The organism is Nocardioides sp. zg-1308 (assembly GCF_013155375.1).
Taxonomy (GTDB): Bacteria; Actinomycetota; Actinomycetes; order Propionibacteriales; family Nocardioidaceae; genus Nocardioides; species Nocardioides renjunii.
Map to the genome: position 1 here is coordinate 1,089,013 of NZ_JABJQY010000002.1, position 25,251 is coordinate 1,114,263.

Here is a 25,251-nt window from a genome sequence, read left to right on the forward strand (position 1 = left end):
GATCCGGCGGTGTCAGTCGGCCGGTCGGGCCTCGAGCTGCTGGGGCGGCGCCGCGGCGTAGGCCCGCGAGAGCCGCCGGTAGGGGGCCGAGGCCAGGGCGACCAGCACCGTCACGAGCATGATGGCGCCCGCCGCGAGGAACACCAGGGCGATGCCGCGCGCCTCACCGTCACCGAGCAGCCAGCCCCACGTGTCGCGCCCGGATCCGGAGTCCATGTAGGGGATCAGCCAGAACTCGGCGATCGGCCCGATGAGGAAGGCGGAGACGGGGCTCGCGGCGAGCTCCACGCTCTGCGCGAAGCCGAAGACCCGGCCCTGGGTGCGGAACGGCACGACGCGCTGCAGGATGGTCTGCTCGGCCGACTCGGCCGCGGGGATGATGCACATGAAGGCGAACAGGCCCAGGACGTAGAGCCAGGCCCACTCGCGCAGGGTGAACGTCATCCCGAGCACCGCCACGCCGAGGTTGACCAGCAGCAGCGTGCGCACCGGGTTGGCGCCGAGGCCCAGCTTGGCGACCAGGCCGCCACCGACGACGAACCCGATGCCGGTGACGCCGAGGACGATCCCCCACGCCTCGACGCTGAACAGCGTGAGGCCGTAGGGGTCCATCAGCGCGATGTAGACGCCGCTCACCAGGTTGTTGAACGTCGAGAACAGGATCAGCGCCACCAGCCCGGGCACCACCCGGATCGCCGCGACCGCTCCCCGGACGTCGAAGCGCGAGGCCCCCTCCTCGGGCTGGGGCTCGAGCTCGGGGATGGTGATGGGCAGCAGGTGGAGCAGCGAGGCGCCGGTCAGCGCGATCGCCACCGCGAGCGTCCAGCCCATGCCGATGAGGCCGACGCTCAGGCCGCTGAAGACGCTGGTGATCATGAAGGCCACGCCCTGCACCGTGCCGACGAGCCCGTTGGCCTTGTCGCGGTCGTCCTCGGGCACGAGCAGCGTGACCGTGGTGGACAGCGCGATGTTGCGCAGGCTCTCAACGACACCACCGACGAGGATCACCGCGGAGAACAGCCAGAACCAGGCGCTGCCCCAGTCGGCCAGCCGGTCCTCGCCGAGCAGCAGCCACAGGCCGCCCGACGCGGCGTAGGTGACCAGGGTGACGGTCGAGGAGATCACCATGACCTGCTTCTTGCGGTGGCGGTCCACCAGGGTGCCGAACCAGGTCCCGAGGACGGCCGTGAACAGCATGAAGCCGCCGCCGATGATGGCGGTGGCCATCACCGAGCGGGTCTCGAGGTAGGCCCAGAAGGTCAGGGCGAACCACAGGTAGCTCGAGGTGACGTTGGCGACGAGGGTGTTGCCCAGCACCGCGCGGAAGGCGCGCAGCGTCTCGGGACCGCGCGTCACGCCCGGGGGCAGGTGGGCCTCGAGCTGCGGCGCGGAGGGGTCTGCGGGGACCGGGTCCATCTCGTCCGTGGCCACCCCGGCAGCCTAGGTGTCGCCACCGACAGTGCGCCCGCCGTTTTCCCGGCCGGTGAGGGCCCCGGGCCTACGTCGCCGGGAACTCCTCGGCGACCGCCGTCAGCCTCGCGACGTACGACGGCCAGTCGACGTCGTCGGGCAGGTTGCTCGCGGCGACCTTCATGCCGGCACCGCCGTCGACGCCCTCGCGCAGTATGTCAGCGTGGCCGGCGTGCCGGGTGGTGTCGCTGATGACGTGCAGGACGATCCGGTGCAGCGAGACCTCGCGCCGGTCCGGGTGCCACCACGCCACCGAGCCTCGGGCGTCGAGCGGCAGGTCGGCGATGGTGGCGTCGCTGAACGCCCACACCGAGCGGTAGAACGCGACGACGTCGGCCGCGGGCACGTCCGCGGGGACCCACCAGTCGGCCTGCGGGTCCGCCTCGGCCTCCTCGTCGCTGACGAGCAGCGCCGCACCGGGGTCCGGCCAGTCCCGTCCGAAGGTGGGACCGAAGTAGCCGACCTCGACGTTGGCCGCGTGCCGCACGATGCCGAGCAGGTTCGTGCCCGTCGGGGTGCGGGGCAGCCGCAGGTCACGCTCGCCGAGCCCCTCGAGCTTCCAGAGCAGGGCGTCCCGCGCCTCCTGCAGGTAGTGGAGGAGGGCGGACTTCGGGTCCAGCAGGTCGGTCGGGGTCACGGAGGAGATCCTGCCGCGCCCGACGTACGGTCGCACCGTGGTTTCCCGTGTGCACTCACTCCACGTCGCGCCCGGCCGAAGGCTGCCGACGAAGTCGGTCGCCTCCGTCGAGGCGGAGGCCGGCGTCGGCCTGGTCGGCGACCGCTACCACGGCGCGAAGCACCGGCATGTCACCGTGCAGGCGCTCGACGACCTCGAGGCCGCGGCCGAGGCGCTCGGCCGACCGGTCGACCCCGGCCTGACCCGCCGCAACGTCACCCTGACCCACGGCCCGTTGCCGACCCGGCCGGGCGAGCGCCTCCGGATCGGCGAGGTCGAGCTGGAGGTCGTGCGGATCGCCGCGCCGTGCCGCCTCCTCGACGACTGGCTGGGCCCGGGGGAGATGACGGCGCTGCGCTCCCCGCGCGGTGGCACCGTCTTCCGGCTGCTGTCGTCGGGGACGATCCGCGTCGGCGACGCGGCGGTCGACGGCTAGGGGTTCTGCACCAGGCGCAGCAGGTTGCCGTCGGCGTCGACCAGCGCCCCGATGCGGATGCCGGACTCCTCGACCCGCGGCGGGTGCAGGCGCGGCCAGCCCACGTGGGTCTGCGGCAGGCCGGCGGCGACGCAGACGGCGTACATCGCGTCGACGTCGTCGAGCCGCAGGCAGCACCCGGCCGCCGTGCTCGCCGGGTCGAGGCCCGGGTCGCGGAAGAACTCGAGCACGACGGTGCCGCGCTCGACGATCAGCCAGCCGGGGTCGTGGAAGGTCGCGCGGAAGCCGAGCGCGGCGTAGAACCCGGCCGTCGCGTCGAGGTCGCGCGAGGGCAGGTTGGGCGTCGCGTGGTCGGCCATGCACCCACGCTAGAGCGGACCGAGGACCTGCGTCACGGGCGCTGTGAGCTCGAGCCGCTCCAGGAGGCCGAGCAGGGTCCGCTCCTCGTAGCGGAAGTGCGACTCCATGATCGCGCCGATGCCGTCGAGGTGACGCCCGAGCGTCGCGGGGTCCGCGGCCGCGTCGACCGCCGCCCGCAGCGCACCGACGAGGTGGCCGATTATCGCGTGGTCCTGCACCAGCGTGCGCAGCGGCTCCGCCAGGTCCGGGTGCTCGGCCGCCACTGCGGGGAAGAGGATGGTGTCCTCACCCCGGTGGTGCCCGTCGAGGGCGGTGCAGAAGCCGCGGCAGAACAGCAGGAGGTCGCGGCTCGCCGACGGCGCGCGTCCCTGGCCCACCTCGTCCTGCGCCACCCGGTGGGCCGCCCGCAGCCGGTCGTGGACCGACCGCATCTCGTGGGCCCAGGCCACCAGCCTGGTCGTGTCGCCCTCAGCCACGTGAGGGCGAAGGGGACGACGTCATGGTCGTGCTCCTTCGTGTCCGGCGCCTCCATGCCTGGCACGGTCTGCCACCGGCACGCGACGCTGGCGTGAGCCTAGCGGCACAGCCGGCCGGCGGCGGAGGGCGTCATCGCGTCAGGTCGGCGGGATCCAGCAGGCGGGCCAGCTTCTCGGGGTTGCGCACGGTGTAGAGCGCGGTCACGAGACCGTCCTCGACCTGCAGCGTCATCACGCTGTCCACCTCGCCGTCGAGGCGCAGCAGCAGCCCGGGCGACCCGTTGACCTCGGCCGGCTCGGCGCTCATCCGTCCCGCCATGGTCGTGATGCCCAGGCCCAGCAGCCGCACCACCCGGTCCTGGCCCAGCACCGGCCGCGGCATCGCCTGCTTGACGCCGCCTCCGTCGCCGAACGCCACCACGTCCGGCGCGAGCAGGTCGGCGAGTGCCTGCAGGTCGCCGGTCTCGATGGCCGCGAGGAACGCCCGGGTCGCCCGCTCGGTGGCGGCCCGGGACACCGCGCCCCGCGGTCGGCGCTCCGCCACGTGCGCCCGGGCCCGACGAGCGATCTGGCGCACGGCGGCCGGGGTGCGGCCGACCGCCTCGGCCAGCTCGTCGTAGGGGAGGTCGAAGACCTCGCGCAGGACGAAGACGGCCCGCTCGGTCGGCGCCAGGGTCTCGAGCACCAGCAGCATGGCGGTCGACAGCGAGTCGGCGAGCGCGACGTCGTCGGCCACGTCGGGGCCCGTGAGCAGCGGCTCCGGCAGCCACGGCCCGACGTAGTCCTCGCGACGCCGGGCCACGGTGCGCAGCCGGTCGAGCGCGGTCCGCGTCACGATGCGGACGACGTACGCGCGCGGGTCGCGCACCTCGTCCCGGTCGACGCGGTCCCACTTGAGCCACGACTCCTGCACGACGTCCTCGGCGTCGGCCGCCGAGCCGAGCAGCTCGTAGGCCACGGTGAAGAGCAGGTTGCGGTGCTCGAGGAACGGGTCGCCGCTCATGGCGCCGACGCCACGGCCACGGCCGGCGCCATCGGCGGCAGCCCGCAGGCCTCGGCGTAGTGCTCGGAGCGGATCCCGAGCGCCACGTTGCCCCGGGCGGTCATGTTCATCGCCCCGACGCGGGCGGTGAGCTCGAGCAACCCGTCGGGGCCCAGCTCGGCCAGCAGCGCGGCGGCCATCTCGTCGGTGACGGCGACGGGCGTGCGGCTCATGGCCGCGGCGTACTCCATCACGCCGCGCTCCAGCGGCGAGTACGCCTCCGACGTCCGCCACCGCCGGACCTCGGAGGCCTTCTCGAGCGAAAGCCCCTGGTCGCGGGAGCGGAAGTAGTGCAGGTCGAGGCAGAAGCCGCAGCCGACCTCGGCGGCCGCCGCCATGGTGGCGAGCGTCGCCAGCGTGTGGTCGAGCCGGTCCCACTTCTCGGCCCGTCGGCCGAACCTCATGGTGTCGCCCAGCACGCCGCGGTGGTGCCACATCACCCGCGCCCCCAACGGGACGCCGCCGAGCACCCGGCGCATCGCGACCTTCATCAGTCCTCCGTAGAGGCCGGTGATCTCGGTCGGCGGCACGCGCGGCTCGCTGGTCTCGCTGGTCTGGCCGGTGTGGCCGGGGTGGTGGGTCGGGCTCGTCATGGCGGTCTCCTGGGTCGAGGGGGTCTCGACATGGGACGCCGCCCGACGTCCCGGTGTGACAGTCAGCCGACGACGTGCTCGATGGAGTCGACCTCGAGCGTCGGCTCGTGGTCGGCCAGCGTGCCGTCGTCGCGGTCGGGGAAGTCGAAGACCCCGACGAAGAGCTGGAGCGGGTAGCGCGGGCACTGGTCGGAGGTCCGCACCGGCCTGCCGTCGACCGACCACCTGCAACCGGCCGGGCCCATCTCGACGGTGAAGTCGTGCCACTCCCGCAGGTCGAGGGCGAGCGGGGTGACCGAGAAGTCCTCGCGCAGCGCCGGGTCGCGGAAGGCGTGCACGCCTGCTCCGACGCCCGCCGACGGAGCGGCCGGGTCGGTGACCACGGTGTCGCCGAACACCTCGAACACGCACACCTCGCCGCACCGCTCGGGCTCGTCCTCGAAGCCCGTCAGCCACACCGAGACCATCGACCGGGCCGTCACGTCGGCGCGGGCGCGCACCGTGAGCCGACCGCCGGTGAGCAGCCAACCACGGAACGGGTCCTGATCCTCGGTGACCGTCAGGCCGTCGGCGAACGGCTGCTGGCCGACGGTGGACCCGAGCGCGCCGGCGAAGAGACCCGACGCGATGGTCGAGGTCCGCAGCGCCGGCGTGTGGCGCTCGGGGCACCACAGGCCCTGGCCGGTGGGGATGCGCAGACGGAGCACCGAGCCCGCGACGTCGTACGACGCCCGGGTGCCCTCGCGGGACGACCAGTGGGGCAGATAGTGCGGCACCCACGTGTCGGCCGCGAGGTCGTCACCCTCGAAGTGCTCCGTCCGCGATCCCATGATGGCCGGGAGTCCGGTCAGGCCCTCAGCGGTGGAGGTCGAACCGGTCGTTGTCCATGACCTTGACCCACGCGGTCACGAAGTCGCGCGCGAACTTCTCGCGGGCGTCCTCGCTGGCGTAGACCTCGGCCAGCGCCCGCAGCTGCGAGTGCGAGCCGAACGCGAGGTCGACCGCGGTGGCGGTCCACTTCACGTCGCCGGTGGCAAGGTCCTGGATCTCGTAGACGTTCTCCGTGTCCTGCGAGGCCTTCCACCGGGTGCCCGGGGAGAGCAGGTTGGCGAAGAAGTCGTTGCTCAGCACACCGACCCGGTCGGTCAGCACGCCGTGCGACGATCCGCCGTGGTTGGCGCCCAGCGCGCGGAGACCGCCGACCAGGACGGTCATCTGCGGCGCCGTGAGGTCGAGCATGTAGGCGCGGTCGACCAGCAGCTTCTCGGGCTGGAGCTTCTCGCCGGGACGGACGTAGTTGCGGAACCCGTCGGCGCGCGGCTCGAGGACCCGGAACGAGTCGACGTCGGTCTGCTCCTGGGTGGCGTCGGTGCGGCCCGGGTGGAAGGGCACGCCCACCTCGACGCCGGCGTCGCGGGCGGCCTTCTCGACCGCCGCCGACCCACCGAGCACGATGAGGTCGGCCAGGGACACCTGGGCACCGCCGCGGCCGTTGAAGTCCGAGCGGACCGACTCGAGCACCTGCAGGACGCGGTCGAGCTCCTCGGGCTGGTTGACCGTCCAGCCGCGCTGCGGCTCGAGGCGGATGCGGGCACCGTTGGCGCCGCCGCGCTTGTCGGTGTGGCGGTACGACGACGCGGAGGCCCACGCCGTGCTGACCAGGTCCGACACGCTCAGGCCGGAGTCGAGGACGGCGGCCTTGAGGGTCGCGACGTCGTCGTCGCCGACGAGGTCACCCTCGACCGGCGGCACCGGGTCCTGCCACAGCTGCGGCTCCGGCACCCAGGGGCCGAGGTAGCGGGTGACGGGGCCCATGTCACGGTGGAGCAGCTTGTACCAGGCCTTCGCGAAGGCCAGCGAGAACTCCTCGGGGTTCTCCAGGAAGCGGCGCGAGATCTTGTCGTACTCGGGGTCGACGCGCAGGGCGAGGTCCGAGGTGAGCATCGTCGGCTTGCGCTTCGGCGAGTCGGGCGTGGGGCCGGGGATGATCGCCTCGGCGTCCTTGGCCACCCACTGCTTGGCGCCCGCGGGGCTCTCGGTGAGCTCCCACTCGTAGCCGTAGAGGATCTCGAAGTAGCGGTTGCTCCACTGGGTCGGCACGTCGGTCCAGGTGACCTCGAGGCCGCTGGTGATGGTGTCCTCGCCCTTGCCGGACCCGTGCTCGCTGATCCAGCCGAGGCCCTGGTTCTCGATCGGGGCGCCCTCGGGCTCGGGACCGATCAGGTCGGGGTTGCCGTTGCCGTGGGTCTTGCCGAAGGTGTGGCCGCCGGCGATGAGGGCGACGGTCTCCTCGTCGTTCATCGCCATCCGGGCGAAGGTGGTGCGGATGTCGCGCGCCGAGGCGAGCGGGTCGGGGTTGCCGTTGGGGCCCTCGGGGTTGACGTAGATCAGGCCCATCTGGACCGCACCGAGCGACTCCTCGAGCTCGCGGTCGCCGGTGTAGCGCTCGTCGCCGAGCCAGGTGTCCTCGGGACCCCAGAAGATCTCCTCGGGCTCCCACACGTCCTGCCGGCCGAAGGCGAAGCCGAAGGTCTCGAAGCCCATGTCCTCCAGCGCGACGTTGCCGGCGAGGACGATGAGGTCGGCCCACGAGATCTTCTGGCCGTACTTCTGCTTGACCGGCCACAGGAGGCGCCGGGCCTTGTCGAGGTTGGCGTTGTCGGGCCAGCTGTTGAGCGGGGCGAAGCGCTGCCCGCCGTCGCCGGCGCCGCCGCGCCCGTCGTAGATGCGGTAGGTGCCGGCCGAGTGCCAGCTCATCCGGATCATCAGGCCGCCGTAGTGACCGAAGTCGGCGGGCCACCAGTCCTGGGAGGTGGTGAGCACCTCGGCGATGTCGCGCTTGAGGGCGTCGACGTCGAGGGAGGCAAAGGCCGAGGCGTAGTCGAAGTCCTCGCCCAGCGGGTCGACCTTGGAGGAGTGGGCGCGCAGCACCGACAGGTCGACCTGCTCGGGCCACCAGTCGCGGATGCTGTGCGGACGGCCGCCGGCCACGGGGGTCGGGGAGTCGATCGCCGGGTTCTCGCTCTCGCTGCCCTCGGCGGCGGCGGAGTCGTGCATGACCGGGCAGCCGGCCGCGGCCTTCCGGTCCACCCCCTGGGGGCTCTCGGTGACGTCGTTGTCCTGGCTGTCGGTCATGGCTTTCCTTCCGGGGGTACGGATGTGGCTCAGGTGCGGGTCAGGTGCGGATCAGGCGGCGGTGCAGGCGGGGCAGGTGCCCCAGTAGGTGACCTCGGCCTCGTCGACGACGAAGCCGTGGGTGTCGGCGGCGTGCAGGCAGGGGCGTACGCCGACGGCGCAGTCGACGTCGGCGACCACGCCGCACGAGCGGCACACGACGTGGTGGTGGTTGTCGCCCACGCGCAGCTCGTAGCGGGCCGGCGAGCCCGCGGGCTGGATCCTGCGGACCAGGCCGGACTCGGACAGCACGCCGAGGACGTCGTAGACGGCCTGGTGCGACACGCCCGGCTCCTCGAGGCGGACGGCCGTGAGGACGGAGCCGGTGTCGGCGTGGGGGTGCTGGCGGAGTGCGCGCAGGACGGCGAGACGCGGCCGGGTGACCCGCAGGTCGGCGCCGCGGAGCAGGTGCTCGAACTCGCTGTCGTCCATCGCTCCCACCCTGCCGACTTTTCTTGAACGAGTCAAGTTTGTCGGGACGGCCGTGCGGGACGCCGTGGGGACCGTTCGTCGATCCCCCACGACGCCCGCGGGAGGCACGTGTCGGGCGGGTGTCAGCTGGCGTCGAGCCGGGACACCTCGTCGGCGCTGAGCTCGATGTCGGCCGCTGCGGCGGAGTCGGTGATGGAGGAGGGGCGCTTGGCGCCGGGGATCGGGATGACCACCGGCGACTGCGCGAGCTCCCAGGCGAGCGCCACCTGCTGGGCGCTCACCCCGCGCTCGCCCGCGATCTCGGCGAAGGCTGGGTGCTTGTCAGCAAGCTCCTTGGCGTCGGACAGGCCGCCGAGCGGGCTCCACGGCAGGAAGGCCAGGCCGAGCTCCTCGCAGACCTCGATCTCGGGCCGGCTGGAGCGGAACTTGGGGCTGAACTGGTTCTGCACGCTGACCAGGCGCTCGCCCAGCACGGCGTGGGCGGCGCGGATCTGGTCGGGGTCGGCGTTGGAGAGGCCGATGTGCGCGACCTTGCCGCTGTCGGCGATCTCCGCGAGCGTGCCGATGACCTCGTCGTAGGGGACCTCCGGGTCGGGGCGGTGGTGCTGCCACAGGGCGACCTGCTCGACGCCGAGGCGCTGCAGGCTCTCGTCGACGGCGCTGCGGAGGTGGTCGGCGGAGCTGTCGGTGTCCCAGCCACCCCCCTCGGTGCGGACGTGGCCGCCCTTGGTGGCGAGCAGGACGCGGTCGCGCACGCCCAGCTCGTCGAGGATGGAGGCGATGAGGCGCTCGTTCTCGCCCTGCGCGCCGGCCCCCTTCTCGTCGCCGGGGCCGTAGGCGTCGGCGGTGTCGAAGAGGGTGACGCCGGCGTCGAGCGCGGCGGAGACGGTGTCGACGAGCTGCTGTCGAGGCTGGGTGCCGGTCTGGTCGAAGGTCATCAGGCCCAGGCCGATGGCGCCGACCTGCTGGTTGCCGAGGGTGCGAGTCTGCATGGATCCGACCCTACGACGCGCGGCCCAAGCCGCCCCCGGGGGTCAGACGGCGTTGACGCGGAAGGTGTCGAGGAGGCCGAAGGCGGCGACGGCGTGCGAGCTGAGGTCGTCGCCGACCGACTGCCGGGCGAAGTCGCCGAAGTCCTGCAGGTCGGCGATCTCGCGGGCGGTGACGTTGCGGAAGCCCATCGACCAGGTCGCGAACGCCCGTTGGTCGACGTACCTGCGGTCCACCACGCGCACGTCGGTGTGGCGGGCGTCGGCGGTGATCACGCCGAACAGCCCGTCGATGACGTCCTCGGGCCCCTCGAGGGTCTGGATGACGGTGCCGCCGCTGTAGAGGAGCAGGCCGGTCACACCGAGCCGCTCGTTCTTCGGACGGATCTGCTCGATGAGGTCGACCAACTCGGCGACCGACATCAGCTGCATCGCGGAGCTGGTGTAGGTGATGGTGAGCAGGGTCGGGTCGTCACTGTCCATGGCTCGGTCGACGCTAGCCACCGTGAGGGGGGTGGACATCACCCCAGGGGAGACAGGTGTGCCCCTCACACCGTGACGACGATCTTGCCGCCGGGGCTCCCCTCCTCGGAGAGCCGGTGCGCGTCGGCGATCTCGTCCAGCGGGAACGTGCGCGCCACGGTCACGCGGAGCTGCCCCTGCTCCACGAGGGCGGCGAGCGCGTCGAGACCGTCACGATCGGGGCGCACGAAGAGGTAGCGGCCGCCGATCTCGGCCACCGCGCCCGGGTCGATGATGCTGACCACCCGGGCCGGGTCCTTCACCTGGGCCGCCGCGTCCGCGAGGGCGTCGCCGCCCACCAGGTCGAGCACCGCGTCGACGGGGCCGCCGTGGGCGGCGAGCTGCTCGCTGACGAGACCGGCGTGGTGGTCGAGCACGACGGTCGCGCCCAGCTCGCGCACGAGGTCGTGGTGGGCGGGTGAGGCCGTGCCGACGACCTCGGCACCGCGGGCCACGGCGATCTGCACGGCGAGCTGCCCCACCCCGCCGGAGGCGGCGTGCACCAGCACGCGATCGCCGGGACCGACCTCGAGCAGCTCGATGAGCGCCTGGTGGGCGGTGAGGCCCGCGAGCGGGACGGCGGCCGCCTCCTCGAAGGACATCGACGGCGGCTTGAGCGCGACGGTCCGCTCGGGAGCCGGGACCAGCTCGGCGGCGGTGCCCTGGGAGACGTCGTCGCGGCGGACGTAGCCCCAGACCTCGTCCCCGACCCGGACGCCGGTGCGCACCGCCGGCCCGACCGCCTCCACGACCCCGGCGACGTCCCAGCCGGGGATGATCGGCAGGTGGTGGGGGAAGGCGCCGCTCAGGTGGCCCTCGCGCACCTTCCAGTCGACGGGGTTCACGCTGGTGGCCCGGACCCGGACGAGCACGGAGTCCGGCCCGACGGGCGGGTCGGGCCGCTCTCCCACGGTCAGCACCTCGGGACCGCCGAAGGTGTCGTAGCTGGCTGCGCGCATGCTGGTCTCCTGATGTCGTCGGGGGCGCCGGTCGCCGGCGCCCGCACGGTCACAACCGTCGCAGGGACGGGTGGTGTTCCCGTCCCGACGCGTCAGTCGACGTCGATGCCCTTCACCCACCGCTCGCCGGGGTCGCCGCCCCAGGCGTCCCAGGCCACGCGACCGGGCGAGGGGAAGCCGTCGCCACCCTGCGTGAAGCCCTCGGCGTCCTTGTCCACGGTGTGCCGCGCGAAGTAGCCCTGCATCTTCTTCACGTCGGCGTCGCTGACGTCCTTGCCGTCGGCGAGCTGGTGGGCGCGGTGGCGCCCGACGTCGGTGAAGCCCTTGCCGGCCCTGCCCTCCTCGATCCACCGGACGGCGCGCTGCGCCGCCTCCTGCACGTCCTTCGGGGGCTGGTGTGCCACGTCTCCTCCAGGCTGGGTCTCGGCGTACGGGCCACCCACGCTAGGTCGCTCTCCACCGCCACCGCCCCACCCCGTGGGACGAGCGCATCCCGACGGCCCGGGGCGATCCCGGTCCCGGCAAGGGAAGCCTGTCCTGTCTGGACGGACGCCCGATCGAGGGGGATCGTCGGGACATGACCACCATGAACCTGCCGATCGTCAGCTCGTGCAGCGTCGACGGCTGCTCCTACAACCACGACCACGACTGCCACGCCGGTGCGATCACCGTCACCGGCTCCGCGGGCGCCGCCTGCGGCACCTTCGTCCACACCGCCGACAAGGGCGGCGTCGACGCCCACGGCCACGTGGGCGCCTGCCACCGCGCGGACTGCCGCCACAACGACCACCTCGAGTGCACCGCCTCCGGTGTCGACGTGGGTGCCGGCGCCGATCCCGCCGACTGCCTCACCTTCGCGCCGGCCTGAGCCGACCGGTTCCATCCGCCACGACGGCGGCGAACGGCCCCGCCGCGAGCGGTGGTGGTCCGACGGCCCGGGGCTCTGGGTACCCCGGACCGTCGGAGACTCAGGGGCGGGTCAGCGCCGGTGCACCCTCACCTTCACCGTGCGAACGGCCGCCAGCGTGCGGTCGTCACCGGCGTAGGCGATCCTCAGCCTCGTCGTGCCTGCCGCCTCGAGGACCGGCAGGGTGAAGGTCACCCGGCCGGCGCGGAGCCGGCCGGTGAGCTTCCTCGACCCGACCCGCAGCGTGACCTTGCCCGACGGGGTCGTCCCGGCGGCAGCCACGCGGACCACCACCTTCGCTCGCGTCCTCCCCGCCAGCACCGTGCCGGGCCTGACCTTCACGGTCATGGTCGGCTTCACCTGGGTGACCGGCGCCGGGGCGGGCGTCGGCGTGGGGGTCGGCGTGGGGGTCGGCGTGGGCGCGGGAGTGGGCGTGGGGGTCGGGACGAGCGGGGCGGCGGTCACGGCGACCGGCAGGGACACCGTGGTCCCGGTGGTGGTGCCGACGATCCGCACCGTGGTGGGACCGGTGGGCAGGTCGGCCGGGATCGTGGCCCGCACCGCGACGGTGCCGTCCCCGTCGAGGAGGTTGTCGGTGCGGGTGCCGTCCACCGGGAACGACCCGGCGGGCCGGCCCCCGATCGTCACGTCGACGGCGGTGTCGCGGGGGTCCGTCGGAGCGGAGTAGGACCACGAGCTGAGGTCGACGGCGTACGTCGTGCCGGCGGCGTACGACGCCTGCGCCCCGCCGGGGACGCTGACCCCGATCGCCCGCTGGGTCTGCGGCACGGCGAGCGGGCCGGCGGCGGAGGTGTCGGCGACGTAGGCCGCGAGGGCCGACACCGTGCTCGCCTGGCGGACCTGGGGGACGAGCCCGGCGGTGAACCCGCGGAAGTTGTCGGCTCCGGCCGCGAGCGACTGGCCGACCGTGACCGAGTAGTTGCCGGTCGGGTTGAGCGCGACTCCGTCGAGCCACATGCCGGTGATCCGGTCGCCCTGAGGGCGGGTGGGGTCGTGGGTCCAGGTGAATCCGGACGAGGCCCCGAGGCGCAGGAACGCCGGGCTCGGCACCGTGCCGCCGGCCGTGAGCTGCCACTGCTGCTCCAGCACGGTCTTGATCCGCTCGCCGGTGAGGCGCATGTTGACCAGCGGCTCGTCGGCGACGGCGGCGGCCGCCTGGGCGTACGTCGTGGTGGCCGGGTAGGTGCCGCCGGCGACGAGGTCGGCCTTCAGCGCCGTGGGACTGGTGAAGGAGATCCGCGCCGTGCCCCCGCTGCTGGCGCGGGTCGCCCACCGCTGGGCGTCCGCGACGAGGTTGCCGAGGGTCGACTCGCCGCCGGGGTTGGGGGTCGTGCCGTTGGCCCGGGTGGCCCTGCGGGCGGGCCCGGCGAGCGGTCCGAGGGCGACGCCCGGCTGCACCTGGACGTCACGGAAGTCGACCTGCGCGGACTCGCTGCGGTTCTCGAGGCCGATGAAGCCGCCTGCGGCGACGGTCCTGTCCACGGCGTTGACGGGGGTGCCGTTGAGGAGGACGCGGATCCGGGCGGGGGTGACCTGGATCGAGAACCGGTTCCACTGCGCGACGGGCCTGGTCGCCGCCGTGAGCGCGGCGGCGTCCGCGGCCCGGACCACGCTCCCGTCCGCGGACCGGATCGTGGCGGTGTCGGTGGCGCCGATCATCACGCGGTAGCCGCCGGTGGGCTGGGCGCCGGTGTTGGTGCTCGAGCCGACGAGCACGCTCGAGGCGTCGTCGGCGTCCTTCCGCCGCCAGTCCAGCCCGAGGGTGTAGGCGCCGGACTGCTGCTGGGTGGTCGTGGCTCTGGTCCAGGTGGTGCCCGGACCGCGGAACCCGCGGATGGTGCAGTCGGTCTGGTGCCCGAAGCCGCCGGCTCCGGCCTTGCGCCACTGGTCGAAGGAGGCGAAGGTGCCGTCGAAGAGCCGCGCCGCGCCGGTGGCGAGCGGGGTGGGGGCGCAGGTGTCGGGTGCCGTGCCGCCGACCTGGATCGCGTCGAAGTTGAGCCGGCACATCTCCTGCGTCCGGTCGCAGCTGACGGCGAGGGTGTTGGTCCCCTGCACGAGGGCGACGTCGGCGCGGGCGAACTCCCAGTCCTCCCAGCTCCCGGTCAGGGGGTAGGGCACGACCTGCCGGGTGCCGTTGGCGACCAGGCCCATGGAGCGGGTGACGTTCTCCTCCGCGCTCAGCGGGCCGGCGGCGTACCGGATCCACACCGGGTAGGTGCCGGCCTCCGGCACGGTGACCGTCATGGTGGAGGTCATCCCGGTCTCGCGCAACGTGTAGGACCCGGAGCCGGAGAAGTTGCCGTGGTCGCCGGAGTTGAGCGCCGGCCCGCCGCTGATCTGGCCGTCCTCCACCTCGAGCCAGGCGACCTGGGTGTCGCCGGGCGCAGCGGCGGCCGAACCCGCCGCGACGGCCAGTCCGGCGACCCCGAGCGACACGGACAGGAGTGCCGTGGACGCACGGCGCAGGCGGGCGGGACGGATGACGGAACGACGCACGACGGGCTCCTCTGCGGGCGCTGTGACGCACGCCACAGCCGACTCGCACGCTAGCGGCGTCGGTTCAGCATGTCGAACCACGTTCCACATCGTGGAACATTGCTGGTTGTGGTGCCGCGAGCCGATCAAGGGTTCACAACCCTGACCGCCCACACAGTGCGACACTCGAGTCGTGCCCGACCCGCCAGCCCTCCGCCGCCTGGAGACCTCGCGGCTGGTCCTGCGTCGCCGGCGCCCGGAGGAAGCCGCGACCTACCGACAGCTGTGGACCGAGCGCGATCCGCGCGTGCCTGCTCGGCGGAGGATCGACACCGAGGGGCGGCCCACGATCGACGACATCAGGGAGCAGGTCCGCGCGGAGTCCTCGAGGTCGGGCCTGGTCGTCCTGGCTGTCGTGCGCCGCGACACGTCCGAGGTGATCGGCTACTGCGGTCTGTTCACGGTCGACGGGCGGCCGTCCGACGAGCCGGAGCTCGCCTTCGAGCTGCTCCGATCGGTGCACGGCCACGGCCTGGCGACGGAGGCGGCCCGCGCAGTCGTCGAGTGGGCGGAGCAGGCCGGGTTGCCCCGCCTGTGGGCGGACGTCTGGGACTGGAACACCGCGTCGCGTCGGGTCCTCGACAAGCTGGGCTTCCGGGAGACGGGCGCGGCGACCGCGGGTGAGCACGGCGTCAGCCTCACGACCGTGCTGGAGCTCCAGCCGGCGCCTCGTCGGGCGGCTCGTCGGGCGGCTCGGTCCCCGGGACGGCCCGAGCACCCGCCATCATGAGTGCTCGGACCTGGCCGACGGGCACTCATGATTGCCGCGAGGACGTGGTGCCACCGTACCCACGCGGGCGGCGCTGATTCGTCGTCGCCCCACGTCGTGCGCCGCCGGGCCGTGACGGTGGGCCCGGCGGTGCGGGCCTCAGCCCTGGGCCATGTCGACGAAGCGCGAGTAGTGACCCTGGAAGGCCACCGTCAGGTCTCGGGTCGGGCCGTTGCGGTGCTTGGCCACGATCAGGTCGGCCTCGCCGGGGCGGGTCGACTCCTTCTCGTAGACGTCGTCGCGGTGGAGCAGGATCACCATGTCGGCGTCCTGCTCGAGCGACCCCGACTCACGCAGGTCGCTCATCATCGGGCGCTTGTCGCCGCGCTGCTCGGGACCACGGTTGAGCTGCGACAGCGCGATGATGGGCAGCTCGAGCTCCTTGGCGAGGAGCTTGATGTTGCGGGAGAACTCCGAGACCTCGAGCTGGCGGGACTCGACCTTCTTGCCCGAGCTCATCAGCTGCATGTAGTCGATGACGATGAGCTTGAGGTCGTGGCGCTGCTTGAGGCGCCGGGCCTTGGCGCGGATCTCCATCATGGTCATGTTGGGGCTGTCGTCGATGAACATCGGCGCCCCGGAGACCTGGCCCATCTTGCGGGCGAGCTTCTCCCAGTCGTCGTCGCGCATGGTGCCGTTGCGGATGTGGTTGAGCGGCACCTTCGCCTCGGCGGAGAGCAGCCGCATCATGATCTCCGAGCGCGTCATCTCCAGGCTGAAGAAGCAGCTCGTCAGGTTGTTGTGGATCGAGGCGGCGCGGCAGAAGTCGAGGGCGAGGGTCGACTTCCCCATCGCGGGGCGGGCCGCGACGATGATCATCTGGCCGGAGTGCAGGCCGTTGGTGAGGTCGTCGAGGTCGGCGAACCCGGTCGGCACGCCGTAGAGGCCGGCCTCGCGGTTGCCGATGGCCTCGATCTCGTCGAGGACGCCGCTCATGATGTCGCTGAGCGGTGCGTAGTCGACGCTCGCGCGACGGTCGGTGACCTTGTAGACCTCGGCCTGGGCGTGGTCGACCACGTCGTCGATCTGGCCCTCGCCGGCATAGCCGAGGGCGGCGATCCGCGTGCCGGCCTCGACCAGGCGGCGCAGGATCGCCTTGTCGCGCACGATCTCGGCGTAGTAGCCGGCGTTGGCGGCGATCGGCACGTTGGCGGACAGGGTGTGGAGGTAGGGCGCGCCGCCGATGCGCTGGAGCTCGCCGCGCTTCTGCAGCTCCGCCGCCACCGTGATCGGGTCGGCGGGCTCGCCGCGGCCGTAGAGGTCGATGATCGCGTCGTGGATGACCTCGTGGGCCGGGCGGTAGTAGTCCACGCCCTTGATGACGTCGACCACGTCGGCGATCGCGTCCTTGGACAGCAGCATCGAGCCGAGCACGCTCTGCTCGGCGGCGTTGTCCTGCGGAGGCGTCCGGTCCCCGGCGGAGCGCGGCGACTCCCCCGGCTCGTAGGCCGCCGGACCATCGCCCCATGCCTGGTCGGTGTCCCCCTCGAATGCGACGCTCACCGGTGCTCCTCCACTGTCACTGCCCACGACCCACCGCACTCCACGCTAGGGACGACCTCCGACATCACGTCGGACCCGTCGCGCGCGAGACCAGCTCCCGGATCACTGCCCGCGCGAGACCGTACGTGCTGCCGGGCGACGATGGGAAGCCAGCGGCACCGAGTTATCCACAGGTTCTGTGGAGAAGGTGCTCCCGCCCGTGGACGACACGCGGCACGACGTGCACTCGCCGTGGACCGACCTGTGGAGAGAGTGCCGGCGCCGCCTCGAGCACGCGCGCTGACCTGCGGAAACGATGCCCACAGGCTGTGGACGAAAATCCCCACCCCGATCGCGTCGTTCATCTGTCCGACATCTGGATGATGCCTGTTGCTTTGTCGACACGGCCTCGTGACGCCCACCACCCGCAGCATCATCCACACGGTGATTCACAGGTAGTCCGAAGGGACTATGTACACCCACGGCCCGGCTCGATAGCCCCGGTTCCTAGGCTGCGGGCGTGAAGGCCGTCGACCGCGAGATCCTCCGCCTGGCCGTGCCGGCCTTCCTCGCCCTGGTCGCCGAGCCGATGTTCCTGCTCTCGGACGCGGCGATCGTCGGCCACCTCGGCACGCCCGAGCTCGCCGGCCTGGGGGTCGCGGCCGTCGTCCTCCAGACGGTCGTCGGCCTGTGCGTCTTCCTCGCCTACGGCACCACCGCCAGCGTCGCGCGCCACCTCGGCGCCGGCGACCTGCGCGCCGCCCTCGCCCAGGGGGTGGACGGGGTGTGGCTGGCCGTGGTCATCGGCACCGTCGCGACGGTCGGTGGCATCGCGCTGACACCCGTCCTCGTCGGTGCCTTCGACACCGGCTCGGAGGTCGCCGGGCACGCCGAGACCTACCTGGCCATCGCCTTCCTCGGGACGACGCCGCTGCTCGTCATGCTGGCGACCACGGGCGTGCTGCGCGGCCTGCAGGACACGCGTACGCCGTTGCTCGTCGCCGTCGTCGGCAACGGCCTCAACATCGTGCTCAACGTCGTGCTCGTCTACGGCCTCGGGCTCGGCATCGCCGGCTCCGCGATCGGCTCGGTGGTCGCGCAGGTGCTGTCGGCCGCGTGGCTGGTCGTGGTCGTGGTGCGCGCGGCTCGCGCACACGACGCGCCGCTCTCGCCCGACCGGGCCGGGATCCTGGCCGCCGCGCACGCCGCCGTCGCGCTCGTCATCCGCACCCTCGCCCTGCGCGCGTGCCTGCTCGTGGGGACGTACGCCGTGACGCGGGTGGGCACGCAGGGCACCGACGTCAACGTCGCCACACACCAGATCGCGATCACGCTGTGGACCTTCCTGGCGTTCGCCCTCGACGCGATCGCCATCGCGGCGCAGGCCCTCACCGGACGCGCCCTCGGCAGCGGTGACGTCGAGGGCACGCGGCGGCTCACCCGGCGGATGGTCCGGTGGGGCTGGGGCAGCGGCATCGTGGCCGGCGTAGGCCTGGCGGTCGCGTCGCCGTTCCTCGGCGCGCTGTTCACAAGCGACCCGGAGGTGCGCGAGCTCCTCGTGCCGGTGCTCCTCGTCGCCGCCCTCGGCCAGCCGCTGGCCGGTGTGGTGTTCGTGCTCGACGGGGTCCTGATCGGCGCCGGCGACGGCGCCTTCCTCGCGTGGGCCGGGATGGTGGTGCTGGCTGCGTACGCGCCCGCCGCCCTGTGGGCTGCCACCCTGCCCCACGGGCTGGTCGCGGTGTGGGTGGCGATGACGTTCGTCTTCATGGGGGCCCGAGGCGTGCTGCTGTCCTGGCGGGCCCGCGGGGACGCCTGGATCGTCACCGGCGCGTCGGTCGGTCGCTAGCCCTGGAGATGCCGAACGGCCCGCCACCTCCGAGGAGGGGCGGGCCGCCGGGTGGTGCGGTGCGTCAGGTGGTGCGTGCGTCGAGTCAGGCAGGGACGACGTTGAGGGCCACCGTGGCGGACACCTCGTCGTGCAGCTTGACCGACACCTCGTGGGCGCCGAGCGACTTGATCGGATTGACCACCATGATGGTGCGGCGGTCGACCGGCTCGCCCGAGATCTCGGTGATCGCGTCGGCGATCTCCGAGGTGGTGACGGCGCCGAAGAGGCGGCCGCCCTCGCCGGCGCGGACCTTCACGTTGACCGCGTTGGCCTCGAGCTTGGTCTTGATCTCGCGGGCGTGGCTCTCGTCGCGGGCCGCACGCGAGGCGCGGGCCGTCTTGATCGACTCGATGGTCTTCTCGCCGCCGCGGGTCCAGCGGATGCCGAGGCCACGGGGAACGAGGTAGTTGCGGCCGTAGCCGTCCTTGACCTCGACCACGTCGCCGGGGGCGCCGAGGCCGTCGACCTCCTGGGTCAGGATGAGCTTCATGTTCCGTGCCCCTCTCAGCGACCGGTGGACGTGTAGGGCAGCAGAGCCAGCTCGCGCGCGTTCTTGACGGCGATGGCCACGTCGCGCTGGTGCTGGACGCAGTTGCCGGTCACGCGACGGGCGCGGATCTTGCCACGGTCGGAGATGAACTTGCGGAGGAGCGTGGTGTCCTTGTAGTCGACACCGGTCGCCTTCTCCTTGCAGAACTGGCAAACCTTCTTCTTGGGCTTGCGCAGAATTGCCTTGGCCATTGTGGTGCTCCCTTTCAGTGAGCCCGGCCCTGAAGGCAATCAGGGACGGAATGGTGGTGTGGTGCTGGAAAGTGTCCGGATCAGAAGGGGGGCTCGTCGTTGCCGCCGCTGACCCCGGGCGTGGCCCACGGGTCGTTGGCCGGCGCGGACTGGCCGCCACCCTGGGGCTGGGACTGGCCGCCCCAACCACCGCCGCCGCCGCCACCCTGCGCGGGCGCCGGGCTGGCCCACGGGTCGTCGGCCGGAGCGGACTGGCCGCCACCGCCCGAGTAGCCGCCGCCGCCACCGCCGCCGCCGGAGTAGCCGCCACCGCCGCCGGACCGGGTCGTCTTGGTGACCTTGGCCGATGCGGAACGCAGCGACGGGCCCACCTCCTCGACGTCGATCTCGAAGACGGTGCGCTTCTCGCCCTCGCGGGTCTCGTACTGACGCGACTTGAGGCGACCCTGGACGATCACGCGCATGCCCCGCTGGAGGGACTCGGCGACGTTCTCCGCGGCCTGCCGCCACACAGCGCAGGAGAGGAACAGCGTGTCGCCGTCCTTCCACTCGTTGCTCTGGCGGTCGAAGGTGCGCGGCGTCGACGCGATCCGGAAGTTGGCCACGGGCGCCCCCGAGGGGGTGAACCGCAGCTCCGGGTCGTCGACGAGGTTGCCGATCACGGTGATGGTGGTCTCGCCTGCCATGTCAGGTCTCCTCAGAATGTCCTGCTGGTCCGGGTTGCTCTCGGTGTGCTGCCCATCAAACAGGCAGCGACCGACAGCGGGAAGGGTCTATCCACAGACGCCCCTGCGGGCATCAGTGGGCGTCGGGACGCATGACCTTCGTGCGCAGGATCGACTCGTTCAGCGTGAGCTGGCGGTCGAACTCCTTGACCGTCGCGGGCTCGGCCGTCAGGTTGATGACGGCGTAGATGCCCTCGGCGTTCTTCTGGATCTCGTACGCCATCCGGCGACGACCCCACACGTCGAGCGACTCGATCGAGCCACCGTCCTTGCGGATCACGTTGAGGTACTTGTCGAGCGACGGCTCGATGGTGCGCTCGTCGAGACTCGGGTCGAGGATGACCATCACTTCATAGGCACGCATAGCGGTCTCCACCTCCTCTGGGCTAGAGCGGCCACGGGCTCTCCGTGGCAGGAGGACTGTGCGTTGCGGCCGCGACATCGGTCGCGGCCACGGTGGTGCAGGTCGCCCGAAGGCAACCGGGGAAGACTACCAGCGGCGCGGCGCCCCGCCGGAATCGTCGTACGCCGCCTCGGCTGGCCCCAGCGGTCCCGCTCCGGCGGAGCTTTGCACCCGAGTTGCGTACTTGCAGGTCGAGATCTCCACCTGTAACCCCGGCGGTCACCGGATATCCGGTGACCGCCGGGGATCTCACGAGGGTCAGTCCGCCGACCGACGCACCGCGGCGAGCGCGGTGCCGACGAGCGTGGCGAGGAGCGCGAGCCAGTAGCCGAAGCCGTGGCCCTGGTCGATCAGGTCGCAGACCGAGGCACCGAAGGCGTCCTCGTCGCAGGACCCGCCGGGGATGACGAAGAGCGCGAGGACGGTGCAGAGCGCGGCGACGGCGAACAGGCCCAGGACGAGCGTGCGCACCGGGACCGGCAGCGAGAGGCTGACACCGAGGAGGCGGGCGAGGAGCAGCCCGGCGCCGGCGAGGGCCAGCACCGCGCCGAACCAGCCGAAGAAGCCGTGCCAGGCGGTCGCCGACTCGCTCACGCTGCTGCCGAAGGCGTCGACGGAGACCGTGTAGTAGGGCAGCAGCGAGCCGAGGAACGCGAGCGCCCCGGCACCGATGGTGCCGAGGTCGAGCCGGTCGGCTCCCTTGAGCGTCTCGACGGCCGGGGTGGAGCCGGCCGGGGTGGAGCCGGCCGGGTGCGGCTCGTGCGGCTGGTGCGCGCCGCCGTACGACGGTGAGGCGGGCGCCGGCGTCGGGTCGGGCGTCGCGTCGGGCGTCGGGTCGGGCGTGGGGTCGGGCGTGGGCCCGGCCCCGGGCGTGGTGTCGGACATGGATGTGCTCCCCCGCTAGGGTCCCGTGGTCGGGACCGATCGCGCGAGGGTCCCGCACCCGGACGCACGGCGGCAACACGACCGTCGCGAGAGGTCCAGACCATCGTGGGCCACCGCCTGTGGAGGACGGGCCCGCCGGCCGCGGGCGAGGACTAGCGTCGAGCGGTGCCCGCAGTCGCGCCGGTCCGGACCTCCGCCGTGGTGGCGGGGCGCTACGTCCTGCTGGACCAGATCGGCACCGGCGGGATGGGCTCGGTGTGGCGGGCCCGCGACGCGCGCACGGGCTGCCTGGTCGCGGTCAAGGTGCTCGGCCGGCACAGCTCGGCGCTGCTCGCGCGGTTCGTGCGCGAGCAGGCCGTCCGGGTGCGCCACCCCCACGTCGTCGCGCCGCAGGGCTGGGCGGCCGAGGACGAGCTCGTCGTGCTGGCGATGGAGCTGGTGCCGGGCGGGTCGGTCGCCGACCTGCTCCGCGAGCACGGGCCGCTCGACGCCGGCACGGCCGGCCTGCTGCTCGAGCAGCTGCTGTCCGGGCTCGCCGCGGTGCACGCGGCCGGGCTGGTGCACCGCGACGTGAAGCCCGCCAACCTGCTGCTGGAGGCGACCGGCGAGGCGGGTCCGCACCTGCGCCTCGGTGACTTCGGTGTCGCCGCCCCGGTGGCGGACCGCCGCTTCACCACGGTGCCCGGCGCGATCGGCACCGACGGCTACATGGCTCCCGAGCAGGCGCGGGGGGCGCCGCCGGAGCCGACGCAGGACCTGTACGCCGTCGGGCGGGTGGCCCTCGAGCTGGTCACCGGCCTGCCGCCGGCCCGGCAGCACGAGATCCCGTCCCACCCGCTGCGGCCGCTCGTCGAGCGGCTGCTGGTCCGTGACCCCGAGCAGCGCATCGCCACCGCCGACGCGGCGCTGCGCCTCCTGCGGAGGCTCCCGCTGCCGCCGGCCGTCCCGCCACCGGTGCCCGACCGCCTCGGGCCGGCCCCGCGGCAACGGCGTACGGGCGGGTCGGGGGCTGGGGTCGAGTGGGCCGCCTGGCTGGGCGTCGCCGCGCTGTGCGGCGTGGTCGCCGGCTGTCTGTGCCTCCTCCTAGGCTGGGCGCCATGAGCACCCCACGACGTTCTTCTCCTCCGCTTCGCTCCCCCGAACAACGCCGCAGGGACCCCGCATGAGCACGCAGCCGTCAGCCCTCCCGATCGGCGCCCACGTCGAGCAGACCGACCCCGTCGCCGAGGCGCTCGCGCGCGACACCACGCTCGTGCAGTTCTTCCTGGGCGACCCGCAGGGCTTCAAGGGCCCGGAGGTGCGGTTCGAGGGCGGTCCCGCGGCGCTGCGCGCGGCCGCCGAGGACGCCGGCGTCGACCTCTACGTCCACGCGCCCTACATCGTCAACGTCGCCACGACCAACAACCGGATCCGCATCCCGAGCCGCAAGCTGCTCCAGCAGCACATGGACGCCGCGGCGGAGATCGGCGCCAAGGGCCTCATCGTCCACGGCGGCCACGTCAACAAGACCGACGACCCGGCGGTGGGCTTCGACAACTGGCGCAAGGCGATCGACGCGACCGACATCAAGGTCCCGCTGCTCATCGAGAACACCGCCGGCGGCGACAACGCCATGGCGCGCCACCTCGACCGGATCGCCGGCGTCTGGGACGCCGTCTCCGCCGCCGACGGGTCCGACCGCGTCGGGTTCTGCCTCGACACCTGCCACGCCTGGGCCGGCGGCATCGAGCTCGGCGACGCCGTCGAGAAGGTCCGGGCCATCACCGGGCGGATCGACCTGGTCCACGCCAACGACTCGCGCGACGCCTTCGACTCCGGTGCCGACCGGCACGCCAACTTCGGCAGCGGCCACCTCCCCGCCGACGAGTTCGCCGGCGTGGTGCGCGAGGCGGGTGCGCCGGTCATCTGCGAGACGCCCGGCGGCGCCGCCGAGCACCTGGCCGACTTCGCCTGGCTCCGCGACCACCTCTGACCACCTGTGACCGACGGGACAGACGAGACAGCCGTCTAGATGACGTGCCCGCCGTTCACCGTGATGCGCTGACCGGTGATGAACCCGCCGGCGTCCGAGGCCAGGTGGGCCACCATCGCGGCCACGTCGTCGGGCGTGCCCATCCGTCGCAGCGGCACCTCGGCCGCGTAGGCGTCCGTGCTGATGCCGGCGTGGCGCTCGACCGGGATCCACCCGGGCTGGACGAGGTTGACGGTGATGCCGTCCGGGCCCAGCTCCTTGGCCCACACCTTGACGAGCCCGACCTGGGCGTTCTTGGCCGCGACGTACGCCGACATGCGCGGCGCCGCCCGGTCCGCGAGGTCGGACCCGATGAGGATCACCCGCCCCTCGCCGGACGCCCGCATGCTCGCGAGCGCCGCCTGCACGAGCAGCGTGGGGCTCTTGACGAAGAACTCCAGCTGGTCGAGGTGGGAGCGCCAGGACAGGTCGTCCACGCCGACCTCGGGCTGGGGACCGGTGGCGTTGGCGACGACCGCGGTGACGGGGCCGAGGGTGCTGGCGACCCGGTCGAAGAGGCCGGACACCCCGTCCTCGTCGACGACGTCGGCCGCAAATGCCTCCGCGACGCCACCGGCGTCCCTGATCCGTGCGACGACGGAGTCGGCGCCCTCCCGGCCACGCAGGTAGTTGACCGCGACGGGCCGACCGGAGGCCGCGAGCCGCAGGGCGATCGCCGCGCCCAGCCCCCGTGACGCGCCCGTGACGACCGCGACTCCCGCGGAGCCGCCGCGCTCAGACGGTGTCACGACGCACGAGCTCGGGCACGAAGACGACGTGACGCGGGGCGCCGCGTCCACCCTGGTCGATGGTCTCGGTGAGGAGCCGGACCGCCTCGGTCACCATCTGGCCGATCGGGTTGCGCAGCGTGGTGAGGGGCGGCTGGGTGCGTTCGGCGACGCCGAGGTCGTCGTAGCCGACGATCGCGACGTCGTCCGGGACACGGAGGCCGCGGGCCTCCAGCTCGCGCATCGCACCGAGTGCCATGAGGTCGGAGGCCGCGAAGATCCCGTCGATGTCGCCGTCCGCGTCGAGGAGCTCGGCGCAGGCCGTGGTCCCGCTGTGCTCGGTGAAGTCGCCGTAGGCGACCCGGCTGCTGTCCAGGCCCGCGGCCTCCAGCTCCTGGCGCCAGCCCGCGAGCCGGTCGTGACCGGCGCGCATGTCGCGCGGTCCGGCGATCGCGGCGATCCTGCGCCGGCCGCTCTCCACCAGGACGCGTACGGCCTGGGCCGCCGCACCGGCGTTGTCGCTGTCGACGACGGAGACCCGGTCGGCGCCGAGCCAGGGCGTGCCGATGAACACGCACGGCAGCCCGAGGTCGGAGAGGTGCTCGGCGAGACGGTCGTCGCGGTGGTGGGACGCGACGATGGCACCGTCGACGTAGCGCCCGCGCAGGTAGAGCAGCATCCGGCTCTCGTCGCCGGGCTGGGCGAGCAGGAGCACGAGCTGCAGGTCGCGCTCGCGCAGCGCGCGCGCCACGGCGTGCAGCATCCGCGCGAAGAACGGGTCGGAGAAGACCCGCTCGTCCGACTCGGGCAGGATCACCGCGACGGAGCCGGTCCGCTGCATGACGAGGGAGCGGGCGGCACCGTTGGGCGTGTAGCCGAGCTCGCGGACGGCGTCGAGGACCGCCGCCTGCGCCTTCGCGCTCACCTTGGACCGGCCGTTGATCGCACGCGACGCCGTCGCCTTGCTGACCCCCGCCAGCCGGGCCACCTCGTCCAGCGTGGACGCGTGCGCCTTCACCACCACCTG

The 25,251-nt window shown here is 72.8% G+C and carries 28 protein-coding genes; 6 read left to right on the forward strand and 22 right to left on the reverse strand.

Annotated elements, in window-relative coordinates:
• Positions 1-12: 12 nt before the first annotated feature.
• Entirely contained in the window at positions 13-1,431 is a 1,419-nt protein-coding gene (locus HN031_RS07025) for an MFS transporter (RefSeq protein WP_367650680.1), read from the reverse strand.
• A gap of 67 nt (positions 1,432-1,498) precedes the next feature.
• Positions 1,499-2,107 (reverse strand): DinB family protein, encoded by a 609-nt coding sequence (locus HN031_RS07030; RefSeq protein ID WP_322423627.1) that lies wholly within the window; start codon positions 2,105-2,107, stop codon positions 1,499-1,501.
• 37 nt (positions 2,108-2,144) lie between these two features.
• Here HN031_RS07030 and HN031_RS07035 point away from each other — a divergent pair, with 37 nt between their 5' ends.
• Positions 2,145-2,582: an MOSC domain-containing protein gene (locus HN031_RS07035; protein WP_172268168.1), complete on the forward strand. Its 438-nt coding sequence runs from the start codon at positions 2,145-2,147 to the stop codon at positions 2,580-2,582.
• On the opposite strand, the gene HN031_RS07040 is transcribed toward HN031_RS07035, so the two are convergent.
• From HN031_RS07040 to HN031_RS07090, 11 genes are all read right to left on the reverse strand, one after another.
• Positions 2,579-2,941, reverse strand: a complete 363-nt coding sequence (locus HN031_RS07040; RefSeq protein WP_172268171.1) for a bleomycin resistance protein — start codon at positions 2,939-2,941, stop codon at positions 2,579-2,581. The two genes, HN031_RS07035 and HN031_RS07040, sit on opposite strands and share 4 nt — an antisense overlap.
• A gap of 9 nt (positions 2,942-2,950) precedes the next feature.
• Positions 2,951-3,418 carry a hemerythrin domain-containing protein gene (locus HN031_RS07045; RefSeq protein WP_172268174.1) on the reverse strand — a complete coding sequence of 156 codons (468 nt, stop codon included), beginning with the start codon at positions 3,416-3,418 and terminating at the stop codon, positions 2,951-2,953.
• Positions 3,419-3,548: 130 nt separating this feature from the next.
• Positions 3,549-4,421 (reverse strand): RNA polymerase sigma-70 factor, encoded by an 873-nt coding sequence (locus tag HN031_RS07050; RefSeq protein WP_172268177.1) that lies wholly within the window; start codon positions 4,419-4,421, stop codon positions 3,549-3,551.
• Positions 4,418-5,053, reverse strand: a complete 636-nt coding sequence (locus HN031_RS07055; protein WP_172268180.1) for a carboxymuconolactone decarboxylase family protein — start codon at positions 5,051-5,053, stop codon at positions 4,418-4,420. The genes HN031_RS07050 and HN031_RS07055 overlap by 4 nt, the downstream gene beginning before the upstream one ends.
• Before the next feature lie 62 nt (positions 5,054-5,115).
• The gene (locus HN031_RS07060; protein WP_172268183.1) at positions 5,116-5,883 is read right to left on the reverse strand and encodes a glycoside hydrolase family 16 protein; all 768 of its coding nucleotides are present in this window, start codon (positions 5,881-5,883) and stop codon (positions 5,116-5,118) included.
• Positions 5,884-5,908: 25 nt separating this feature from the next.
• A complete protein-coding gene (gene katG, locus HN031_RS07065) occupies positions 5,909-8,188 on the reverse strand; it encodes a catalase/peroxidase HPI (RefSeq protein ID WP_172268186.1) in 2,280 nt (759 codons plus the stop codon).
• Between the two features lie 51 nt (positions 8,189-8,239).
• Positions 8,240-8,659, reverse strand: coding sequence for a Fur family transcriptional regulator (locus HN031_RS07070; RefSeq protein ID WP_172268189.1), 420 nt, complete (start codon positions 8,657-8,659; stop codon positions 8,240-8,242).
• Positions 8,660-8,781: 122 nt separating this feature from the next.
• Positions 8,782-9,651 carry an aldo/keto reductase gene (locus tag HN031_RS07075; RefSeq protein ID WP_172268191.1) on the reverse strand — a complete coding sequence of 290 codons (870 nt, stop codon included), beginning with the start codon at positions 9,649-9,651 and terminating at the stop codon, positions 8,782-8,784.
• Positions 9,652-9,693: 42 nt separating this feature from the next.
• Positions 9,694-10,131: a BLUF domain-containing protein gene (locus HN031_RS07080; protein ID WP_172268193.1), complete on the reverse strand. Its 438-nt coding sequence runs from the start codon at positions 10,129-10,131 to the stop codon at positions 9,694-9,696.
• Positions 10,132-10,196: 65 nt separating this feature from the next.
• A complete protein-coding gene (locus HN031_RS07085; RefSeq protein WP_172268195.1) occupies positions 10,197-11,129 on the reverse strand; it encodes an NADP-dependent oxidoreductase in 933 nt (310 codons plus the stop codon).
• Positions 11,130-11,221: 92 nt separating this feature from the next.
• Positions 11,222-11,533 carry a hypothetical protein gene (locus HN031_RS07090; protein ID WP_172268197.1) on the reverse strand — a complete coding sequence of 104 codons (312 nt, stop codon included), beginning with the start codon at positions 11,531-11,533 and terminating at the stop codon, positions 11,222-11,224.
• 152 nt (positions 11,534-11,685) lie between these two features.
• Here HN031_RS07090 and HN031_RS07095 point away from each other — a divergent pair, with 152 nt between their 5' ends.
• Positions 11,686-11,997: a DUF1540 domain-containing protein gene (locus HN031_RS07095; RefSeq protein WP_322423870.1), complete on the forward strand. Its 312-nt coding sequence runs from the start codon at positions 11,686-11,688 to the stop codon at positions 11,995-11,997.
• A 111-nt stretch (positions 11,998-12,108) separates the two neighbouring features.
• On the opposite strand, the gene HN031_RS07100 is transcribed toward HN031_RS07095, so the two are convergent.
• Complete coding sequence (locus HN031_RS07100) at positions 12,109-14,553, reverse strand: 5'-nucleotidase C-terminal domain-containing protein (protein WP_172268201.1); 2,445 nt, start codon at positions 14,551-14,553, stop codon at positions 12,109-12,111.
• Positions 14,554-14,725: 172 nt separating this feature from the next.
• On the opposite strand from HN031_RS07100, the gene HN031_RS07105 reads away from it, so the two are divergent.
• Positions 14,726-15,322, forward strand: coding sequence for a GNAT family N-acetyltransferase (locus HN031_RS07105; protein WP_172268203.1), 597 nt, complete (start codon positions 14,726-14,728; stop codon positions 15,320-15,322).
• A 138-nt stretch (positions 15,323-15,460) separates the two neighbouring features.
• Here HN031_RS07105 and dnaB read toward each other — a convergent pair whose 3' ends face one another.
• Entirely contained in the window at positions 15,461-16,864 is a 1,404-nt protein-coding gene (gene dnaB / locus HN031_RS07110) for a replicative DNA helicase (RefSeq protein ID WP_322423637.1), read from the reverse strand.
• Between the two features lie 499 nt (positions 16,865-17,363).
• Between dnaB and HN031_RS07115 the strand changes: the two genes are divergently transcribed.
• The gene (locus HN031_RS07115; protein WP_172268207.1) at positions 17,364-18,689 is read left to right on the forward strand and encodes an MATE family efflux transporter; all 1,326 of its coding nucleotides are present in this window, start codon (positions 17,364-17,366) and stop codon (positions 18,687-18,689) included.
• Between the two features lie 85 nt (positions 18,690-18,774).
• On the opposite strand, the gene rplI is transcribed toward HN031_RS07115, so the two are convergent.
• The 5 genes from rplI to HN031_RS21030 all read right to left on the reverse strand — a co-directional run bounded on the left by rplI (position 18,775) and on the right by HN031_RS21030 (position 21,485).
• Positions 18,775-19,221 carry a 50S ribosomal protein L9 gene (rplI, locus tag HN031_RS07120; RefSeq protein WP_172268210.1) on the reverse strand — a complete coding sequence of 149 codons (447 nt, stop codon included), beginning with the start codon at positions 19,219-19,221 and terminating at the stop codon, positions 18,775-18,777.
• A 14-nt stretch (positions 19,222-19,235) separates the two neighbouring features.
• Positions 19,236-19,472, reverse strand: a complete 237-nt coding sequence (gene rpsR / locus HN031_RS07125) for a 30S ribosomal protein S18 (RefSeq protein WP_056603689.1) — start codon at positions 19,470-19,472, stop codon at positions 19,236-19,238.
• 80 nt (positions 19,473-19,552) lie between these two features.
• Entirely contained in the window at positions 19,553-20,158 is a 606-nt protein-coding gene (locus HN031_RS07130; protein ID WP_172268213.1) for a single-stranded DNA-binding protein, read from the reverse strand.
• Between the two features lie 112 nt (positions 20,159-20,270).
• The gene (gene rpsF, locus HN031_RS07135) at positions 20,271-20,561 is read right to left on the reverse strand and encodes a 30S ribosomal protein S6 (RefSeq protein ID WP_172268216.1); all 291 of its coding nucleotides are present in this window, start codon (positions 20,559-20,561) and stop codon (positions 20,271-20,273) included.
• 297 nt (positions 20,562-20,858) lie between these two features.
• A complete protein-coding gene (locus HN031_RS21030; protein ID WP_216652072.1) occupies positions 20,859-21,485 on the reverse strand; it encodes a hypothetical protein in 627 nt (208 codons plus the stop codon).
• Between the two features lie 165 nt (positions 21,486-21,650).
• Between HN031_RS21030 and HN031_RS07145 the strand changes: the two genes are divergently transcribed.
• Positions 21,651-22,586: a serine/threonine-protein kinase gene (locus tag HN031_RS07145; RefSeq protein ID WP_172268219.1), complete on the forward strand. Its 936-nt coding sequence runs from the start codon at positions 21,651-21,653 to the stop codon at positions 22,584-22,586.
• A gap of 61 nt (positions 22,587-22,647) precedes the next feature.
• Positions 22,648-23,457, forward strand: a complete 810-nt coding sequence (locus HN031_RS07150; protein WP_172268222.1) for a deoxyribonuclease IV — start codon at positions 22,648-22,650, stop codon at positions 23,455-23,457.
• Positions 23,458-23,492: 35 nt separating this feature from the next.
• On the opposite strand, the gene HN031_RS07155 is transcribed toward HN031_RS07150, so the two are convergent.
• Both HN031_RS07155 and HN031_RS07160 read right to left on the reverse strand, forming a co-directional pair.
• A complete protein-coding gene (locus HN031_RS07155; protein WP_172268225.1) occupies positions 23,493-24,245 on the reverse strand; it encodes an SDR family oxidoreductase in 753 nt (250 codons plus the stop codon).
• The gene (locus HN031_RS07160; protein ID WP_322423645.1) at positions 24,232-25,248 is read right to left on the reverse strand and encodes a LacI family DNA-binding transcriptional regulator; all 1,017 of its coding nucleotides are present in this window, start codon (positions 25,246-25,248) and stop codon (positions 24,232-24,234) included. The genes HN031_RS07155 and HN031_RS07160 overlap by 14 nt, the downstream gene beginning before the upstream one ends.
• Positions 25,249-25,251: the final 3 nt, after the last annotated feature.

What these genes read in the sequence shown, in the direction of transcription:
- HN031_RS07040 (WP_172268171.1), bottom strand. Translation starts at nt 2,941, where the DNA reads ATGGCCGACCACGCGACGCCCAACCTGCCCTCGCGCGACCTCGACGCG.
- HN031_RS07050 (WP_172268177.1), bottom strand. Translation starts at nt 4,421, where the DNA reads ATGAGCGGCGACCCGTTCCTCGAGCACCGCAACCTGCTCTTCACCGTG.
- HN031_RS07055 (WP_172268180.1), bottom strand. Translation starts at nt 5,053, where the DNA reads ATGACGAGCCCGACCCACCACCCCGGCCACACCGGCCAGACCAGCGAG.
- HN031_RS07060 (WP_172268183.1), bottom strand. Translation starts at nt 5,883, where the DNA reads ATGGGATCGCGGACGGAGCACTTCGAGGGTGACGACCTCGCGGCCGAC.
- katG (WP_172268186.1), bottom strand. Translation starts at nt 8,188, where the DNA reads ATGACCGACAGCCAGGACAACGACGTCACCGAGAGCCCCCAGGGGGTG.
- HN031_RS07070 (WP_172268189.1), bottom strand. Translation starts at nt 8,659, where the DNA reads ATGGACGACAGCGAGTTCGAGCACCTGCTCCGCGGCGCCGACCTGCGG.
- HN031_RS07075 (WP_172268191.1), bottom strand. Translation starts at nt 9,651, where the DNA reads ATGCAGACTCGCACCCTCGGCAACCAGCAGGTCGGCGCCATCGGCCTG.
- HN031_RS07080 (WP_172268193.1), bottom strand. Translation starts at nt 10,131, where the DNA reads ATGGACAGTGACGACCCGACCCTGCTCACCATCACCTACACCAGCTCC.
- HN031_RS07085 (WP_172268195.1), bottom strand. Translation starts at nt 11,129, where the DNA reads ATGCGCGCAGCCAGCTACGACACCTTCGGCGGTCCCGAGGTGCTGACC.
- rplI (WP_172268210.1), bottom strand. Translation starts at nt 19,221, where the DNA reads ATGAAGCTCATCCTGACCCAGGAGGTCGACGGCCTCGGCGCCCCCGGC.
- rpsR (WP_056603689.1), bottom strand. Translation starts at nt 19,472, where the DNA reads ATGGCCAAGGCAATTCTGCGCAAGCCCAAGAAGAAGGTTTGCCAGTTC.
- HN031_RS07130 (WP_172268213.1), bottom strand. Translation starts at nt 20,158, where the DNA reads ATGGCAGGCGAGACCACCATCACCGTGATCGGCAACCTCGTCGACGAC.
- rpsF (WP_172268216.1), bottom strand. Translation starts at nt 20,561, where the DNA reads ATGCGTGCCTATGAAGTGATGGTCATCCTCGACCCGAGTCTCGACGAG.
- HN031_RS21030 (WP_216652072.1), bottom strand. Translation starts at nt 21,485, where the DNA reads ATGTCCGACACCACGCCCGGGGCCGGGCCCACGCCCGACCCCACGCCC.
- HN031_RS07150 (WP_172268222.1), top strand. Translation starts at nt 22,648, where the DNA reads ATGAGCACGCAGCCGTCAGCCCTCCCGATCGGCGCCCACGTCGAGCAG.